The 19,284-nt window shown below is 28.2% G+C and carries 20 protein-coding genes; 12 read left to right on the top strand and 8 right to left on the bottom strand.

Annotated elements, in window-relative coordinates; all coding sequences use genetic code 11:
- Nucleotides 1-12: 12 nt before the first annotated feature.
- The 7 genes from QU666_RS09225 to QU666_RS09195 all read right to left on the bottom strand — a co-directional run bounded on the left by QU666_RS09225 (nt 13) and on the right by QU666_RS09195 (nt 7,320).
- On the bottom strand, nt 13-999 hold the full coding sequence (locus tag QU666_RS09225; protein WP_021770263.1) for an ABC transporter substrate-binding protein: 987 nt from the start codon (nt 997-999) through the stop codon (nt 13-15).
- A gap of 40 nt (nt 1,000-1,039) precedes the next feature.
- Nucleotides 1,040-1,969 carry an ABC transporter permease gene (locus QU666_RS09220; protein ID WP_021770264.1) on the bottom strand — a complete coding sequence of 310 codons (930 nt, stop codon included), beginning with the start codon at nt 1,967-1,969 and terminating at the stop codon, nt 1,040-1,042.
- Complete coding sequence (locus tag QU666_RS09215; protein WP_021770265.1) at nt 1,956-3,464, bottom strand: sugar ABC transporter ATP-binding protein; 1,509 nt, start codon at nt 3,462-3,464, stop codon at nt 1,956-1,958. Before QU666_RS09215 ends, QU666_RS09220 begins: the two co-directional genes overlap by 14 nt.
- Complete coding sequence (locus tag QU666_RS09210; RefSeq protein ID WP_036072013.1) at nt 3,465-4,922, bottom strand: rhamnulokinase family protein; 1,458 nt, start codon at nt 4,920-4,922, stop codon at nt 3,465-3,467.
- Between the two features lie 9 nt (nt 4,923-4,931).
- A complete protein-coding gene (locus QU666_RS09205) occupies nt 4,932-5,585 on the bottom strand; it encodes an L-fuculose-phosphate aldolase (protein ID WP_006804688.1) in 654 nt (217 codons plus the stop codon).
- 335 nt (nt 5,586-5,920) lie between these two features.
- Nucleotides 5,921-6,190 (bottom strand): tannase/feruloyl esterase family alpha/beta hydrolase, encoded by a 270-nt coding sequence (locus QU666_RS09200; protein WP_021770267.1) that lies wholly within the window; start codon nt 6,188-6,190, stop codon nt 5,921-5,923.
- A 431-nt stretch (nt 6,191-6,621) separates the two neighbouring features.
- On the bottom strand, nt 6,622-7,320 hold the full coding sequence (locus tag QU666_RS09195) for an alpha/beta hydrolase (protein ID WP_304984809.1): 699 nt from the start codon (nt 7,318-7,320) through the stop codon (nt 6,622-6,624).
- 355 nt (nt 7,321-7,675) lie between these two features.
- On the opposite strand from QU666_RS09195, the gene QU666_RS09190 reads away from it, so the two are divergent.
- The 12 genes from QU666_RS09190 (at nt 7,676) to proC (ending at nt 18,315) form a co-directional block, all read left to right on the top strand.
- Entirely contained in the window at nt 7,676-8,449 is a 774-nt protein-coding gene (locus QU666_RS09190; protein WP_021768827.1) for a hypothetical protein, read from the top strand.
- A 174-nt stretch (nt 8,450-8,623) separates the two neighbouring features.
- Nucleotides 8,624-9,316, top strand: coding sequence for a hypothetical protein (locus tag QU666_RS09185; RefSeq protein WP_232218419.1), 693 nt, complete (start codon nt 8,624-8,626; stop codon nt 9,314-9,316).
- A 139-nt stretch (nt 9,317-9,455) separates the two neighbouring features.
- Nucleotides 9,456-10,238: a hypothetical protein gene (locus QU666_RS09180; RefSeq protein ID WP_021768829.1), complete on the top strand. Its 783-nt coding sequence runs from the start codon at nt 9,456-9,458 to the stop codon at nt 10,236-10,238.
- Between the two features lie 19 nt (nt 10,239-10,257).
- Nucleotides 10,258-11,352, top strand: a complete 1,095-nt coding sequence (locus tag QU666_RS09175) for a hypothetical protein (RefSeq protein WP_021768830.1) — start codon at nt 10,258-10,260, stop codon at nt 11,350-11,352.
- Nucleotides 11,353-11,392: 40 nt separating this feature from the next.
- The gene (locus QU666_RS09170; protein ID WP_021768831.1) at nt 11,393-11,767 is read left to right on the top strand and encodes a hypothetical protein; all 375 of its coding nucleotides are present in this window, start codon (nt 11,393-11,395) and stop codon (nt 11,765-11,767) included.
- Nucleotides 11,768-11,855: 88 nt separating this feature from the next.
- The gene (locus QU666_RS09165) at nt 11,856-12,605 is read left to right on the top strand and encodes a hypothetical protein (RefSeq protein ID WP_021768832.1); all 750 of its coding nucleotides are present in this window, start codon (nt 11,856-11,858) and stop codon (nt 12,603-12,605) included.
- A 215-nt stretch (nt 12,606-12,820) separates the two neighbouring features.
- On the top strand, nt 12,821-14,035 hold the full coding sequence (locus QU666_RS09160) for a M20 family metallopeptidase (RefSeq protein ID WP_021768833.1): 1,215 nt from the start codon (nt 12,821-12,823) through the stop codon (nt 14,033-14,035).
- A gap of 484 nt (nt 14,036-14,519) precedes the next feature.
- Complete coding sequence (locus QU666_RS09155; protein ID WP_304984808.1) at nt 14,520-14,645, top strand: hypothetical protein; 126 nt, start codon at nt 14,520-14,522, stop codon at nt 14,643-14,645.
- 100 nt (nt 14,646-14,745) lie between these two features.
- Entirely contained in the window at nt 14,746-16,155 is a 1,410-nt protein-coding gene (rlmD, locus tag QU666_RS09150; protein WP_021768834.1) for a 23S rRNA (uracil(1939)-C(5))-methyltransferase RlmD, read from the top strand.
- Between the two features lie 90 nt (nt 16,156-16,245).
- Nucleotides 16,246-16,797 (top strand): CDP-glycerol--glycerophosphate glycerophosphotransferase, encoded by a 552-nt coding sequence (locus QU666_RS09145; protein ID WP_036070408.1) that lies wholly within the window; start codon nt 16,246-16,248, stop codon nt 16,795-16,797.
- A gap of 55 nt (nt 16,798-16,852) precedes the next feature.
- Nucleotides 16,853-17,440, top strand: a complete 588-nt coding sequence (locus QU666_RS09140; RefSeq protein ID WP_021768836.1) for a cob(I)yrinic acid a,c-diamide adenosyltransferase — start codon at nt 16,853-16,855, stop codon at nt 17,438-17,440.
- Between the two features lie 71 nt (nt 17,441-17,511).
- Entirely contained in the window at nt 17,512-18,315 is an 804-nt protein-coding gene (proC, locus tag QU666_RS09135; protein ID WP_021768837.1) for a pyrroline-5-carboxylate reductase, read from the top strand.
- Nucleotides 18,316-18,381: 66 nt separating this feature from the next.
- On the opposite strand, the gene QU666_RS09130 is transcribed toward proC, so the two are convergent.
- A complete protein-coding gene (locus QU666_RS09130; protein WP_021768838.1) occupies nt 18,382-19,200 on the bottom strand; it encodes a hypothetical protein in 819 nt (272 codons plus the stop codon).
- Nucleotides 19,201-19,284: the final 84 nt, after the last annotated feature.

Below are 19,284 nucleotides of genomic sequence, written 5' to 3'. Positions count from 1 at the left end.
TTAAATCTTTATTTATTTTCTTCCGAAAGGAAACATCTTTTTAGTAATATCTGGATTGTTTATATTTTCTTTAGTTACAAGAATTGCTCCTGTATCTATTCTTTTTTCAACTTTTTCACCTTTTGAAAGTTTATATAATTGTTGTACTGTTTGATATCCCATGTTATAAGGATCTTGTATAACTAATCCTGAAATAACACCTTTTTCAAGGAATTTAGCTAAATCTTCAGATGAATCTATTCCTACTAGAGCTACTTTACCAGTTAACCCTTTTTCTTCTACTCCTTTAGCAACACCAAAAATAGAAGGTTCGTTTGTTCCATAAATTCCTGCAATATCTGGATTTGCATTGATAATGTCAAGAGTTATTGCCAATGCTTTTGATTTATCTCCATCACTAAATTGTGTATTTAATATCTTAATATCTGGATATTTTGCCAATGCTTCCCTAAATCCAGCTTCTCTTTCTATAGCTGTTGTTGTTCCAGGATTATGAGAAACTACTGCCACTTTACCTTTTCCGTTTATAAGTTTTGCTAGTTGTTCTCCAGCCATTGCTCCTGCAGCTTTATTATCTGTTGCAATGAAACTTGATGTAATATCATCTTTTACATTTGAATCAAATGTTACAACTGGTATTTTTGCATCCATAGCTTTTTTCGCTACTACTGCCAATGCGTCTGGGTCAAGAGCTGCAATTCCTAATGCAGATACTTTTTTGTTAATTGCGTTTTCAACCATACCTACTTGTTTACCAATTTCAGTTTCTTTTTCAGGCCCAATAAAGTTTACTTCTACTCCTAATTCTTCTCCAGCTTTTTTCGCTCCTGCTTCTACTGATCTCCAAAATTCATGTTGGTAACCTTTACTTACCAATTCAATTTTAATTTTGTCTCCAGAACTTGCTGCTTGTCCTGTTCCAGCATCTTTTTTCTCTTCACTTTTTCCACAGCTAAGAATTGCTGCAAACACTACCAAAAATAATAATAACTTTTTCATAAGAAATCTCTCCTTTAAATTAAATTTATTTTTTTATTTTTTATTTTTTATTTTTTAAACTATCTATATATACTGCCACAAGCACTACTACTCCTATGGCAAATTGTTGCCAGAATCCTGATACATTAAGCATATTAAGTCCATTTTTCAATGTACTCATTATAAAAGCTCCTAATATTGTTCCTAAAATTGATCCAGAACCTCCCATAAGGCTTGCACCACCGATTACTACTGCAGCAACGGCATCCATTTCATATCCTGTTCCTTCAGTAGGTTGTGCTGAAATTAGTCTTGATGCAAGAAGGATTCCCGAAATAGCACATAGAAAACCACTTAATCCGTATACAAATAATTTTACTTTATCTACATTTACTCCTGAAAGTTTTGAAGCGGCTTCGTTACTTCCAACTGCATAAGTATATTTTCCAATGACTGTTTTTTTCAGTACAAATGAGAATATTGCTGTTATTATAATTAGATAAATTACTGGATTTGGAATACCTAATACTGTTCCACCTGATAATTTATCAAAACCATCATTTAATCCTGAAACTGGGATTCCATTTGTTATTGCCAATACAAGTCCTCTAGTAATCATCATTAATCCCAAAGTAGTTATAAATGGAGGTAAATTAGCTTTAGATACTAATAGTCCATTTATTATTCCACATGCTATACCACTTACTAGTCCTAAAATTATTGCTAGAATTGTAGGAATTCCAGCTTTCATTGCCATTCCCATTATAACTCCTGAAAAGGCTACAATGGAACCAACTGATAAATCAATACCTCCTGTTATTATTACAAATGTCATTCCTATAGCTATGATCCCAATGATAGCAGTCTGTAAAGCGATTGTCATAAAATTTGTTATTGAAAAAAACTGACTGGATGTTATTGAGAAAAATATTATCATTATTATTAAACTGGCAAATGTAACTAATTGTTGCATTATTTTATTCTTTTTCATATTTATTTATTCCTCCTGTCGCGAAATATAGTATTCTTTCTTCTGTGGCATCTTTTATATCTATTATATTACCTATTTTTCCTTCATGCATTATCATTACTCTGTCACTCATTCCAAGTATTTCAGGTAATTCAGATGAAATCATTATAATCCCTGCTCCTGTTTCGACTAGTTCATTCATAAGATTGTAAACTTCTCTTTTTGCTCCTACATCTATTCCTCTAGTAGGCTCATCAAATATTACTATTTTCTTATTTTGACAAAGCCATCTTGCCAATATAACCTTCTGTTGATTTCCTCCACTCAGATTTTTTGTAAGCTGTTCTTTTGATGGAGTTTTTATTTTCATTTTTTCTATGTATTTCTTCGTTATATTTTCAGATTTACCTTTATTTAATACTGATTTATCTGATATTAAATTTAAATTAGCAATCATAATATTGTCTTCTATTGATAAATTAAGAAAAAGTCCATCTTTTTTTCTGTCTTCTGTCAAGTATGCGATACCTAATTTTATCGCTTCTTTAGGATTTTTTACATGTACTTCTTTCCCCTCCATGAAGACTTTTCCACCTGATTTTTCATAAGCTCCAAAAATAACTTTTGCCATTTCTGTTCTTCCAGATCCCATTAATCCTGCAACACCTAAGATCTCTCCTTTTTTTACAGAAAAGTTTATTGCTTTTACATGTTTTTTATAAGACAAATCTTCAACTTCTAGTAAAGCTTCACCAATTTCAACATTTCTTGGTGGATATTGTTCAGTTATATCTCTACCTACCATCAGCTTTATTAAATCATCATTTGTTGTATCTTTATAATTTAAAGTGTCTATATATTTACCATCTCTCATTACTGTTGCTCTATCTGCAATTATTTTAAGTTCTTCCATTCTATGTGAAATATAAATTATACCTACACCATTCTTTTTAAGGTTTTCAATGACTTCAAAAAGTTTTTCAATTTCCCTGTCTGTAAGAGCTGCAGTTGGTTCATCCATAATCAATATTTTTGCATTTGTTGAAAGTGCTTTTGCTATTTCCACCATTTGTTGTTCAGCTACACTTAAATTCATTACCTTTTCCTCAGGTGATATTTTTAATCCTAGTTGATTCAGAATTTTTTGAGCTTCTTCATTTTGTTTGCTTTCATTTACAATCCCCTTCATCCCTTGGAATTCTCTTGTAATAAATATATTGTCTGCAACTGAAAGATGAGGTAGCAGGTTAAATTCCTGATAAATTATACTTATTCCATTTTCCTGTGCTTCTTTAGGATTTTTAAAATTTACACTTTTTCCATTGTAAATTATCTCACCTTCATCCTTTTGATATACTCCAGTAAGAACCTTCATTAATGTTGACTTCCCAGCACCGTTTTCTCCTAGAAAAGCATTTACTTCTCCAGCATACAAATCAATGTAAGCATGATCCAGAGCTTTTACTCCTGGAAAAGTTTTAACTATATTTTTCATTTCCAGTATTTTTTCAGCCATTTATTTTTCCTCCTTTCTTTTAGATTTATATTCTATTATTTCTACAGAATTTTTTACAATTTCTCTTCCTTCTTCTAAATTTTTAACAAGTCCAAGAGCAATAAACTGTGTTATTATATTTCCAAACGCTGACGCTTCTATTGGCCCTGCCTTAATTACTCTATTTGTTTCATCTGAAATTTCTTGACATAGGAATTTATCCTGTATTCCTCCTCCAATTGCTATAATTGAAGTAAATTCATTTCCAACCAGTTTTTCTAGTTCCTTTATACTCTTATTGTACTGTTTCTTTAAGCTGTTGTATGCTACTCTTAGTAAATCCTCATCTGTTTCTGGAACTTCTTGCCCAGTTTCCTTGCAATATTCTTTTATTTCCATGTCCATCTTTTCAGCGTGTAAAAATCTTTCATTTTCTAAATCGACAAATGAAATCAAGTTTGATTTCTTAGCCATATTTCCAAAATCTGAATAATCTATATCAAGATTTTTTTCATTAAATATTTTTTTCAGCTGCTGCAGTATCCACAAACCTGGTATCATTTTCAGCACTCTTGCTTTTTTTTCTATTCCGCCTTCATTTACAATATTATTTTTAAAAGCTTCTTCATTTACAACGGGAACATCTGATTCAAAGCCAATTATTGACCATGTTCCGTTTATTACATATAAAGAATTTTCTACTAACGGTGCCCCTGCTATTGCGGCTGCTGAGTCATGAGATGCAGTCAAGATTACATTCAAAGGTTTTATTCCCAGTTCCTTCTGAATAGTTTCCTTCAATGGTGCAAGGACTTGACCTCCATGTTCTATATCTCCAACAATGCTTTCAGGAATATCTAACTTTTCAAATATTTTTTTGCTCCATTTCTTATTATCAATATTTACCATTCCGCTAGTGGAACTGATTGTATATTCCCATGATTTTTTTCCTGTAAGAAAATATGCAAATAAATTTGGCATAAATTGAAGCTGTTTTGCTCCTTTTTCAAGAACTTTTCTTTTATGTATATCATAAAATATTTGATAAACGGAATTAAAAGAATAAAACTGAACTCCTGTTTCATTAAATATTTCTTCAAGAGAAACTTTATCGTGAACTTCTTCAAAAACTTCTTCCGTTCTCGTATCTCTATAGCATATAGGAAGCGACAATAATTCTCCTTTTTCATCAATCCATCCGTAATCTACTCCCCAAGTATCTACACCTAATCCCAGAACCTCAATATTTTCACTAGTAACAATACTTTCCTTCGAAAATACTTTTTTTAGTCCTTCTTTTAATTCATTGTATAAATAAGGGAAATCCCAATATTCATATTGATTTAATTTAACAGAGCAATTTTTAAATCTGTGCATTTCCTTCAATTCTATTTTCTTAGTATCCTCATTTAAAATACCCAAAACCAATCTTCCTGACGAAGCTCCGTAATCAAATGCCAGAACTGCTTTTTTTCCCAATGCAATCACCTACTTTATAGATTTTATTTGTCCGTATGTTTTAAATCTCTCAAGCATGCTGTTCATTTCGTTGTCAGGTAATATAATAGGTTCTCCTATATTTCTTGCCTTTATATACAAATTAGAGATATACTCTACCTGAACTGTTATATTGAAAGCATTTGCTATATCCTTTCCAGCTGTTGTCAATCCATGGTTTGCCAGTATAACTGCAAGACTGCTTCCCATTGCTTTATATGCATTTTCAGCTAGTTCCTTTGTTCCATACGAAGCATATTCTGCACATCTTACTTTCGTTGCTCCTGTAACAGCAATCATATAATCAATTGCTGGTAAATCTTGTCTCAAGCATGCTAATACTGTAGTGTACACTGGATGGGTATGTATAACAGCATTTACATCTTCACGATTTCTGTATAAAATCATGTGCATTTCCAATTCACTTGAGGGTTTCAATCCTTCGATAAGTTTTCCTTCCAAATCAACTATTGAAATCATTTCTGGAGTTAATTCTGAATAGTTTACTCCAGTTGGGCTTATTGCAACCAACCCCTCTTCTCTGTTAAAAATACTTACATTACCAGCTGTTCCGTTTGTAAGTCCTTCTGATAATAATTTAAGAGAATATTCAATTACTTGTTCTCTTTCTTTTTCAAGAATCATAATTTCCTCCTTTTAATTGTGGGAGCGTTCCCAGTTAATTATTTTACTCTTTTCCACGAATTATAATCTCCTTCTTTTATTCATAGGAGCGTTCCCAGTTCCCTGTTTTACTTCTTTTTCAAGAATCATAATCTTGTCATTTACTTATAGAAACGCTCCCGATTACCTGTTCACTTTCTTTTTTAAGAATCATACTTCCCTCCTTCTGTTTATGAGAGCGTTCTCTTTAAATAGCCTCTTTTATAGCATATTATCGGTATAATCTAATTAATTTAAGTATGTGAGAACGTTCCTATATATATCTTACTACTAATATAACCTATTTTTTAAAAAAGTCAATACCCTTTCTTAATTTTTTTTAATAAAAAATGATGTTTTGATTTAATTTTCTCGACATCATTTTTATATCTATTATTTATATACTTGAAATTTTCTGCCTTATTCTTGTCTCCACCAATATAAGTTGCTACCTTCAGATATGGACAAAATGGCTGTTCCTTATTTTGATCTGGGTATTCTTTTCCAGCTTTTCCAACTATATAATCTGGTGTGATATTTTCTTCAGTCCATTTTTCAAGAGCTGTCAACGCATCAAAATTTTTCATTGCAGGAACTATGAATAAACGTGTTAAACTATTTACATTTCACATATTTTTGATGAATTTACTATTACTAATACAACAAAAAATATATATTTTGAAGTTTTAAATTTTTTAAGAAAATATTTTTTGAATAATTGACTTTTTTGAAAAATATGATATAATTAAATTGTTAAAAACCCTAAGGGGAAAAACTTTGTATTAAAGTAAAAAAATATTGGCAAATTAAACTGGAGTTTTCCAGTTTTTTTTGTTATAATAATTTTAATGAGTTCCAATAACTCATACTTTAATACAAAGGAGGTTTAGAGCAGTGAATAGCGATGAACTTATTAGACTTCTAGTTCTTTTGTATATTGTTTACAGAATAACTAGATAGTCAAAAAATCTCGAATTTCACCTCTGCCTCTACCCTTAGGGGATTTCGATTAATAAAATTAACAATTTTCTAAAGTCCAGATAAATCCTTTTCCCATCCGTATGTCAGAATCTCCGAAATGATTTCCCTCATTCCAATCTAAAATACTGTTTTCAACATTTTCAGAATTTTTTAAAATTTCAATATATTCTCTTATATTATCTCCGATTTTTGATAAAATCTGATGTTTAGTCTTCTCTTCCAAATCTCCAAGACTTAAATAAATATTATTTACTAAAGGTTTACTGTCCTTTACAAAATCCATCCAGTTTTTATACCAAACTGATGGTGAAACTCCAGCTATTCCAGCAAAAATATCTACCTTATAACCACTCCACAGCGAAAATAACCCAGCAAGAGAATATCCACCTAAAATATATTTCACATTCTTATCTTGAATATTTATAAATTCTGCCAAACTCGGAATCAGTTTATCCTTTATAAACTCTAATGTTTTATCTGCTTCATTACCAAAGTTGCCTTTTCCACGAAGAAGTGGCATTTCCCACGGAGTCAGTTCGCTGTTCCAGTCGTTTATTTTAAATGCAATAAGACTAAAATTTTTATTTGTATTTTCAGAAATATATTTAACTTCATTATCTAGAACTTTGATATCATTTTCGTCTACAGGCTGTATCAAAACGTAGTCCGGATTTTTATTTTCTTTTATATATAAAATACAATCTTTTTCTTCTGTTCTTAAATTTAATTTTTTCATAGCAGCTCCTTTTTAATATTTTTTAAATATTGAATTTATTTTAAATAAATTTAGATTAATATAATTAATTATATCATATATTTAAAAAAATTTTATTCAAATTTATCTATGATATTATTATAGTTTTTTTTTAATAATATATATTTAATTTTTTTTGAAATTGTAGTAAAATAAATTATACAGCAAAAGCTTTATTTTATTACTTTAAATCTATTATCCAAGAAAAAAATGATAAATTACAAAACGCAAAGAAATTAAAAAAGGGCAATCACTTAAATAAATACGCGATACGATAATAGAACGATAAAAAATTATGAGTATCAGATACAAAATATTAAGATGGAGAGTTATTTTTATGAATAAGGAAATTATACAAATATGTAATATTACAATAGCATTAAAATTTGCCTTAAAAACAAATACTAAAATCGAATATTTTCCTTTTGAATATGAAAAAAGTATAGAATTTCTATTTTCTAAAAATAAAATAGATTTTTTAGAAAAAAACTACAAGGCTAAAAACGTTGAAGAATGGTTTGACTATTGTTTAAATTTAGGCTTAGAAGATATAAAACTTTTATTACCTGTTTCTTCTAAAAATTTAAATATTCCCAACGATTTAAATACAAATAAGATTAAACTCATTTGCTATTTTAAGAATAATTTGATTCTTTATTTTACACCAAAATGGAAAAAAATAAGTGGTGGATGGAATGTTATTTATACTGCTCACAAATACGGGAATTTTATCAATGGAAAACTTAAATTTTATGATAATACAGAAGATTTTAAAAATGTATTAAGTAAAATAGCAATTTTGGCTGATAAAATTAATTTTTCAAATTTTGGAAATATCTTTAGAAAAGCTATCGATATTTTAAATGGAGAAAAGATTGAAAATATACAAAAAACTTTTTATGGACTATATTTTTCTGAATTAACCAAAATTAACAAACACCTTTTTTATGCCTCAGATATTTCTGATGTTTTTGGTGTAATGGGTTCCTGGAATGACAGCCCTCATTATTATGTACACGAAAAAGGTCTTGAAATAGAATATGACAGTCTTACGGAAGAACTTTTGACACAAATTAGGCTTGCTCTTTTATATTCTGTAAATGAATGGTAAAATATAGAAAAATTATACTGTAGGAGTTATAGTGTAAATGTGATGTTGAACAAGCATGTGAATCATTAGATTAAAATAAATATAGATTTATAGATGCTTCGTATATTATGGTTGAACCGTTAAATAGGGAAGAACTTTTAGGATTAGTGAAATAAAAACTATGGAGAGTGAGTAATGTTATTTTTAGCATATTTGTTTATTTTTTCTTTATTATCAGTTTTAATGGATTTATCAATATTTTTTTCAATACTTTCTTTTGTATTAGGTGGAATATTGTTTTTTAATAGCAGCTTTTTTTTACAAGGAATGGCAATTTGTGTTTTTGGATTATTATACTTAATTTCAAGATTATGTTATCATAGTAAAAAAATGCGTACCAGTGGTAATTCATATATTAATTATAATACAAGTTATAATTTTCTTTCAATTTCTATAGCATCTGTTATTTTTTCCATACCCATTTGCTATATCATTATTAAGTCAAAAATAACATTAGAAATTTCACCTATATATATTTTTATTGTAAGTCTTTTTATATCTTGGGCTATACTTTTTAAGATAGCAGATAGAATTTTTATACATAATAGAGAAACTCAAGAAGTAGTTTTAGGAGATTATTTTACTATTTATAAAAGTAGAAGATCTCTTACACACATTTATATTTTTAAATTAAAAAATTCTCCAGATTTATATTCTACAGGAATGTGGAGATACAGAAATTTTATAGATAAGGTTGGCTCTAGATTTTCCTGTACTTTTGGAAAAGGAATTTTTGGAACAAGTTATATAACAAGTATAAAATTAATTGAAGATGCAGGTGAATATGCTCCTACAGAAACAAATTCATATAGAACCTCAAAATTGTGATGTGAGATTATTGACATATATTGAATTATATAAAATTATTGGAGCTGGTGGAATTATTTCAGGTACTGCTCTTGTCATAATATCTATTTTTCTTCTCATTAAATTTATTAGAAAAAAATAAAATCCGGAGGATATTATAATGGAAAAAAATCGTAAATGGGGATATGTTTTTGATGAAAAATTAAATATGTATATTCCTAACTTACCAAAACAAAGAAAAATTGCAAAAGTGCTGCTAGTTTTATCAGTAACCTCTTTTATTGCTGCATTAGTGCAAGGATATTTTTTAGATAAAACTTCTTATGAAAAAATATCATTTTTAGCTTACACCAGTGTAATGGCTTTCATTCTTTTAGCTTTATACACTATTATAAAAATAAATATACACTTTATCAAAAAAAGATTAAAATTAATTGGAGGAATCAAAAAAATAAATTCATCTGAAAAATTTGAAATTCGGCCTTTAAGCAAAAATAGGTATCTTTTTTTCTGTATAATTTTCTTTGTTATGTTGATTTTTGCGTTATCTTTCCAGATAAATAAATTATTAGAAGATTTTTCGTTTGAATATATCAGCTATCTCGTTTTTCTTATTGGAATGATAATATTCAGCTATATTAATTTTCTGAGAGAACTTAAAAATAGAAAATATTCCCTACTTATAGACAAAAAATTTATCAAAATATACTATGAAAATGATGAAATAGAATATATAAAAACAGATAATATAGACTATGTCAGATTTTATTCAATCAGACACGGAAGGAAAGGAAGAAGGGAAAAATATCCTACTTTGAAGATTTTTGACATTGAAGAAAAAAAAGTTGCTGAAATGACTATAAATTTAAATGATTACTATTTATTAAAGAAATATTTTGCAGAAAATAACGTGGCAATAAACGACCAGTATGAAGATTTTTAACAGGAAAAGGTGAAGAACTGTGGAGTTATCAGAAAAAGATGAGGAATATGTTATTTCCTTACTCAAGCAAGCAAAAAAAGTGGAGGCTATTGCCTTTGTTAAAGATAAAACAGGAATGACTTTAAAAGAGGCTAAAGATTATATTGATAAAAAAGACGATAATAAATATTATGATAAAAACATGTCTATTTCTGAAGAAGATGAACAATACTTATCTTCTCTGATTAATGAAAATAAAGAACTGGAGGCAGCTGCTTTTCTTCATAAAAATATGGATATGTCTTTATTGGAAGCAAAAAATTATACAGATAGGTTAATTTTAAAGAAAAATATTGAAACTAAGAAGGAAAATACTCATAAAAGGGGATATGTTTTTGATGAAAAATTGAATCTTTTTGTTCCAAATTTATCTAAACAAAAGAAAGCACAAAAAATAATAATAAATATTTTCTTGATACTTGTACTTATTTCTTTAATTCAATTTATATTTTTAGATAGAAGTTCAGATTTACAAATGATAATTTTAGCATTTTCTATCTTGGGTATTTTACTTTTGACGATAGTTTTACCTTTGGTTAGCTTAGATATCTATAATACAGAAAATAAATTAAAAACTCTTAGAAATTTAGAACTTTCAGATCAATTAGAAGTTAAAGCTTTCATTAGTAATTTTGATTTATTTGCAAATCTTCTATTACTTCTTATACTTATCATTGTGATACCTATTGTTCTTATTAAGGCATATAAGAAAGGGGAATATAAAGATATTCTTTATCTTATTCCGTTAATTATTTTCACAATTTATGGAGTTTATGAGCTTTTAAAAATGCTTAAGTATAAAAAATATTCGTTAAATATAAGTAATAAAGAGATTACTCTGTTATATAATAAAAATGAAATAAAATCTATAAAAATTGAGAACATAAATTTTATTAATTTCTATACTAAAGAATTTAAGAAGGGAAGAAAGTATAATATTCCTATTATTCAAATTTTAGATAGAAAAAAGAATATATTTGCTGAGATGGATATAAAAACAAGCGATTATATTTTATTGAAAAAGTATTTCAAAAAATATGAAGTATTAATAGACGATGAGTTTAATAAGATTTAAAAAATAAGATTATATGTAAATATTTAAGGAGGAATATAAAATGATTATTAGTATGATAATACTACAACTGGTAATACTTATTATCTCTAGTGCAACTCTTATATATTTAATAGTCAGAAAAAATACAATGGAATGTTTTTATGTAGAAAATGAAAACTTACATCTTAATTCTGTACCTACAAAAAAAATCCCGCTTTTCGACATCGATTATGTAGAATTTTACTGTACTCGTATTCGTAATTCTTACAGAGGGCAAATAAGGATTCATAAGAAAAATGCAAAAGTGGTTAAACGTTTTTTTCAGACAAGTAAAATTTCACTTATTGTCACTGAAAAAATGGTTTTAGATGAAATACAGAAATTAACACCTATTTTAAAAGAATATTCTATACCGTATACCGTTAAATATGACTAAATTAAAAATGTAGAATTTAGAAAAAAATTACTGTTGCTTCACTTATGTAAAAATGACAATATTTTATATTGAAAAGGAAGTGTTTTAAATGAGAATGTTTAGAATGATTGGCGAGATAATGTTTATACCCTTAATTTTTATTTTATCAATATTTCTTGCTTTAGCAGCAAGAAAAAGAATAATAAAAAAAACTGTATTCGTAGAAATTGATGATAATTTAAAAGATTTGGAGCCACATGAATTTTTTTATAACATATTAAAAATAGAAAGGGCGGCAAAACCGATTTATTGTATAGAAATTTTTTTGTTAATAGTAGACACTGTATATATTTTATTTGGTGGATATTTAGAGTATCTTGAAGAACTGGAATTTGTAAAGGAGTATCCTGATTTTTCCATAAGCCCTATAACTTCTGTGCTTACTAAATTTGGTATTCCAATTTTTTTATGGTTTGTTATACTTTTTCTATTATTACTTGCATTGTTTATGAGAAAGAAAGAAAATAAAAGAATTTTTAAAATGTTAGATGATTTAGATAAGCAAAACCTTTTAACTTATGCAAAAGAAGATTTTATTAATTCTGATAGAATAGTTAGAACTGGAATAATGTTGCAAAGTGATTTAAAACTTGGAAATAGATATTTGTTTTGTGTTTATCCCGCATATATAATCCCTTATTCTTGGATTTATGATGTGAAAGTTGATAAATTTCTTAGTCGAGGAGGAAATTATTATTCTTTAAATTTTACTCTTAATAAATCTTTTGATTCTATACAAATATTTTTTGCTAAAAAAAATATTGCTGAAAAGGCTAGAGATTTTATTTTAAAAAAATAAAAATTATATTAAAGTTATTTATAGATGTATTCGACAATTTAAGTTTTTTTATTTTTACAAGAGGTTAAGCCTCTTTGTTTCAGAACATTTATTTTATCAAATCTTAAATACATATAGTTTTCGAACAAGTCTATTTATTTTTCAAAAATTTACAAAGATAGTATTTTTTGATATAATAAAATTATGTAATTTTTTAGAAAGAGAAGTGAGAATAAATGGATTCACGAGGAATAAATGAGTTTATAAAAGAAAATGTTGATAAAATTTATGATGAAATGGTAAAAGTCAGAAGAGTTATTCATGAAAATCCTGAACTTGGAGATGAAGAATTTGAAACAAGTAAATTTATAAAAAATTTTTTAATGGAAAATGGAATTGAATTTTCTGAGATTATAAATACAGGAGTTGTTGCGACAATTTATAATGATAAGGAAAATATTAAAAATAAGACAGTTGCGACTCGTGCGGATATTGATGCATTACCAATTTTCGAAGAAAATGAAGTTGAATATAAGTCAAAAAATATTGGAAAAATGCACGCTTGTGGACACGATGCACATACAACTATTCAACTTGGAGTAGCAAAAATTTTGGCAGACAACAAAGATAAATGGAATGGAACAGTGAGATTTTTCTTTCAGCCTGCGGAAGAAACAACTGGCGGTGCTGATAGAATGATAAAAAATGGAGCATTAAAATTTGAAAATGATAAAAATCGAAAAATAAATGCATTTTTTGCATTGCACATGGCTCCAGAAATAGAACTTGGGAAAATTGGGATAAAATATGGAAAAGCACATGCTTCATCAGCAAGAATCCACCTTACAATAAACGGATTTTCTGCCCACGCGGCATTGCCTCACAAAGGAGTTGATGCAATCTTAATCGGAGCAAAAGTTATGGAATACTTGCAGTCAATAGTTAGCAGAAGAATTGATCCAAGAGAAGAAGCAGTAATTACAATCGGGGCATTCAATGGAGGCTTTGCTGATAATGTAGTCTGCGATAAAGTCGAAATGAAAGGAACTGCAAGAACAATGTCTGAAGAAACAAGAACATTTATAATCGAAACAATTGAAAAAGACCTGCCTAAATTTGTAGAATCACTAGGCGGAACAGTAAATGTGGATATTAAGCGTGGCTATGCTCCTGTAATTAACAACGAAGAAATAACAAAAAAAGTAGAAAATAATATTGTTGACTTATACGGAGAAAATGCTCTGGAATTAATAAAACAGCCTAGAATGGATGTTGAAGATGTTAGTTATTTCCTAAATGAAATCCCCGGGTGTTTTTTCAGACTAGGAACAAGAGTGGAAGAAAAAGGCTTAATTTATGATTTGCACCATCCAAAATTTAATATTGATGAGGAAAGCTTGAAAATCGGAATGGGGTTGCAATTGAAAAATATTTTAGAATATTTGAAATAAAAGTTTTTTTATTATAAATTTATTGATTAATGTTTATTTTTCCTATTTATATTTTTAAATTTTTTAACGTAAGGGCATCAATCGCCATACCCTTTTTCGCAATACTAGTTATTTTAATTATAATACTTTAGATATTAGCGAAAGTGCTACGCACTAATCCCAGCTTGTCTATGTATTTTTTGAAATATTCCCAAGAAAGTTGTCTAGACATTTATTATTTAGATAAATCTAGATTGCTATAAAAATGAAACACATAAATATGTTTAGTCGTTTTCAATCCAAAAAATCACGACATTTTTAGTTTAATTATAGAAATTACTTTGATAAAGAAATTATAATTATACTAATCTCCATTTAAATAACGAATTTATTAGAAACTTTTCTAATAAATTATACAAGCCTTATGTTTTCAAGTAATTTAAGATATAATTCTTATTTTTTTAGACAGAGTTTAGTATAAATTAATCCGTCGGAGCGTTTTTCTGTGCTGGCAAAACTGTTTGAGCATAGCGAGTTTTTTGTCAGTGCAGAAAAATGTCGTAGACTAGCCATAGGTTGTAGGATTTGCGGCAATGAGCAATCCTACGAAAATAAAAATGAAAAAACATAGTAATGTGAAAAAATATTTATTAATCAAAATATATAAAAATTAATAAAAAATAATTTATTTGGATATTTGAAAAGAATATTTGAAATAAAAAAGGAATGAGATGAATAAAATAAAAAATAATTATGAAATTGGGCAAAAACTAGAAATTCAAATAGAAAAAATAGTGTTTGGTGGAGAAGGCCTTGGAAGAGTTGATGGATTTACAGTATTTGTACCGATGAGTGTGCCAGGAGATAAATTGGAAGTGGAGATTATCTCGGTAAAAAAGTCGTATGCAAGAGGGCTTATAACTAGGATAATTGAACCATCAAAGGACAGAATTGAGGATTTGTCCAAAATTAGTTTTGAGGATTTTGATGGCTGTGATTTTGGAATGCTTAAATATGAGAAACAGCTTGAATATAAGGATAAAATGCTTGAAGAAGTGTTGACAAAGATTGCTGAAATTGATTTGAAAAAGGTAAAAATTAGCAAAATTATTCGAAGTGATAAAAAAATTAATTATAGAAACAAGACGGCTGAACCATTTTTCAAAAAGAATGGAATTATTCAGACAGGATTTTATTCAAGAAAGTCCCACAATGTATTTTCAGCTAAAGAAAGTCTTCTAAAGTCAGAAATTGCCAAAATAATTATTGATAAATTTTTGCAGAAAGTAAATAGTTTTGCAGGTACAAAAAAGGAATTTAAAGTTTTTAATGAAGTGAATAATACTGGATTTTTGAAGCAGATAATGGTTAGAAATAATGAAAAAGATGAAGTTATGATAGTTGTTGTCGTAAATAAAAATTCGCAGTATAATCAGCTTTCAAAGGTGCTGGAAGAAATGTATGATGAAAATGACTGCATAAAATCAATCTATATTTCTGTAAAAACTGAACAGAATAACGTAATTTTAGGTAAAAATGTCCATTTATTTGGAAGCCAGTATTTGGAAGAGGAAATGGAAGGATTAAAATTCAAGATTTATCCAAATTCATTTTTCCAAATTAATAAAAAACAGGCACTAAAACTTTACGATGTTGCAATAAACTTTTTGAATGGAGAAAATAAAAATATTGATAAAATCTACGAAAAAACAGTAATTGACGCATTTTCAGGGACTGGAACAATTGCGATGATGCTTTCAAAAAACATAAAGAAGGTTATTGGAATTGAAAGTGTGGAAAGTTCAACACTTGCCGCAAAACTGACTTCTTATGAAAACTCTATTCAAAATGTAGAATTTGTAAATGGAAAAGTTGAGAAAGAACTCCCAAAAATTTTGAAGAGAGAAGATGTCGGAGCAATAGTTTTTGACCCGCCAAGACGAGGAATCGAGGAAACTGCCCTAAAAAGTGTTATAAAAAATAAAATTGAAAAAATTGTTTATATTTCTTGCAATCCTGCCACTTTTGCACGAGATGTGAAGATTTTGGCTGAAAATGGATATGTATTAACGAAAGTTACTCCTGTGGATATGTTCCCGCAGACTGGGCATATTGAAGTAGTGGGTTTATTGGAAAAATAAAAAAAAGTAAATATTAGTCTAATATTTTATAGAAAAAGCATGGAAATTGTTAGCGAATGAAATAATAATTAATAGGAGAAAATATAAGAAATGATGGAGTATTTTGAACTGGATAAAAGAAAAAATTTTGATGAAAGGAAATATTTATCAACAGAATTACTTGATAAATTGGGATTAAATAAATACAGAAAATTGATAGAAGAAAATGATGCTATTTATTGTTCTGGAAAATATGGTTATAAATTAAAAAATGAAACTTATGAAAAAATTAAAGAAAATTTATGTGAAATGTATAAAGATGCTTACGATTTGGAAGATGAAGAAGAAAAAGAAATGTTTAATGAAGAAATAGAAGCCTTTTTTGACGATAAAAAATTATTAAGTGTATGGCAATTATTCTTTGAAGATAGAGTTTTAGAGAAATGTGTGGAAAATTGGAAACACTCTCCTCATATTGGATTAGATAATGAGGAAAAATTAAGAGATGATTTGATTCCGTTTGATTTAATTGAAAATAAAGAAGATAAAATTTTTCTTTTACACAAAGGGAATGGAGGAATTTATTTTTATTACGCATTTACATTTGTTATAAAAATAGCGGATAATTTTGATGAATTTATAGATAATTTATATGAAATTTAAAAAATTAAAAAATTATTGCAAAATAATAAAAATATATTAAAGGAAGTTGATATTTATGAAAATATACACAAAATATGGTGATGAAGGTTTTACAAGACTTGCTGGCGGGGAACGTGTGAGTAAGACTCATGTGAGAGTAGAAGCGTATGGAACGATGGATGAAGTCTGTTCACTGCTTGGAGTTATTGTGGCAGAAATTCGTGAAGATGAAAAATTAAATAGCGTGCTTGGGGAAATCCGTGAAGAATGTGAAAATATACAGCAGCAGCTTTTTGACTGTGGAAGTGATTTAGCAGTACCTGAAGGGATACGAGAATACAAGCAGAAAATTGGTGATGTAGAGTGGCTTGAGCAGAGAATGGATGAATATATTCCGTTGCTGCCTAGATTAGAATGTTTTATCATTCCAGGAGGAAGTAAAATTTCGAGCATGTTTCATCTTATGCGGACAAGTACTCGTAGCTTGGAACGAAAAATGATTGCTGTAATTGAAGCAAATGAAGGAATAAATAAAGTTGGACTTCAATATATCAATAGACTTTCTGACTATTTCTTTGTAGTAGCATGCCTTACAAATCTAAAATTAGGAAATAACGAAACTATCTATAAAAGAAGTGCAAAAATTTTTAGAAATAGCAAATAGTGTGTATTTAAATTAGAATTTTAAAATTTCTAGAATAATTTTTTTTATATTAGAATAAGGAGCAAAATTAAATGAAATTAGGAATTATTGGAGCAGGAAATATGGGAAGCTCTATATTGAAAGGCGTTACATCTTCAAACTTTCTTGAAAATAAAAATATAGCTATTTTTGATTTAAACAAGGAAAAAATTGAAGAATTATCAAAAGAGTACAGTGTAAAAAAAGCAGAAAATGAAAACGAACTTGCAAAAGAAAGCGATATTCTCATCCTTTCTGTAAAACCAAATATTATTCCAAAAGTACTGGATAAAATAAAAGATGACTTGTCAGAAAAAACTATTGTTTTATCAATTGCTGCTGGAATTAGCATTGGTTTTATTGAAAATATTATTGGAACTGACAAAAAAGTTATTAGAACTATGCCAAACACACCTGCTCAAGTGATGGAAGGAATGACGGCAGTTTCTTTTAATCATAACATTCAGGAAAATGAAAAAAGTATGATTTTTAAATTACTGAATAGTTTTGGAAAAAGTATTGAAATTGAGGAAAAACTTATGCATGCCTATACAGGAATTAGTGGCTCTTTACCAGCCTATGTTTACGTATTTATGGAAGCTCTTGCAGATGGTGGGGTACTGGAAGGGATGCCAAGAGACAAGGCTTACGAAATCATTGCTCAAACAGTTTTGGGCTCAGCTAAAATGATACTTGAAACAAAAAAACATCCAGGAATTTTAAAAGATGAGGTAACTTCTCCAGGAGGAACTACAATTGCCGCCTTGAAGGTGTTGGAAGATGGTAAATTTAGAGGAACTGTAATGGAAGCTGTTAAGGCTTGTACAGAAAAGTCTAAAGAAATGGCAGGGGAGTAAAATCCCCTCTTTTGTTATATTTATAAATATTCTAAGACTAAACCCATTTAAATAATGGATTTACTTTTACATAATCTGATATTTTTCCACATATTTTAATTTATGATTTATCCAATATTCCAACTGATTTTCAGACTGATTTACACGAAATTCAAGATTATATTTCGCCATATCTACAAATAAAGAGTTATCTTTTTGATAAATAGTTAAATAATGTTTTCCTTTTTTATCCACAGCCACTACTTTTCCATTCTCAACTGAAAATGTATATTGAATACTGTTATAGTCACGATTTGGACTCGACACCAAATTTTTATCTCCTGTCATTTTTATATAAAATGCTGAATTTGTCGGAATAAATGCCAAGTTTAACCAATTTAGCCCTTTACTGTCAATTCCTCCAGCAATTCCCTTATTTCCATAAGCAGTTATTTTATATTCTCCTATTCCTACATTTTTTACTCCTGCAAATACCATTCCTAGCGACTTTAGCTCAGCTTTCTGAAAATCTACATTGTCTTTGTAGTTTAGAAAAAAATCATTTGACGAATATTTTATAATTTTAGATTGATCCGTTATTTTTCCTTTTTTATTTACCTTTATAATTTTAAAATCTTTTTTCAACGTATCAGATAAAAATTCATAAACATTAACTGCAGCATATCTTGAAGGCATGAAAGCCAGATAATTTCCCCCATTTAGTTGAACAGGATATTTATTCCCATTTCCTGATATTATTCTGTAGCTTATATAATCGGGGTTATTTGACATTCTAAATGAAAATTTTTCAAAATTGTTAAAACTTTCTTTATTTCCAGCGTTTAATGTGAAACTTAGTAAAATAGCGATTAACAGCATAAATTTTAATAATATATTTTTTTTCATAAAAATCTCCTAAATTTATAGTAATTTTAGTTTAAAACGAGAGTAAGAAGTTAGACTCATCTATAAAGTTATTTTTTTTATATA

Source organism: Leptotrichia sp. HMT-225, assembly GCF_030644325.1.
Taxonomy (GTDB): domain Bacteria; phylum Fusobacteriota; class Fusobacteriia; order Fusobacteriales; family Leptotrichiaceae; genus Leptotrichia; species Leptotrichia massiliensis.
Note: the sequence above shows the minus strand (reverse complement) of the source record. Positions and strands in the feature narration are given on the sequence as shown.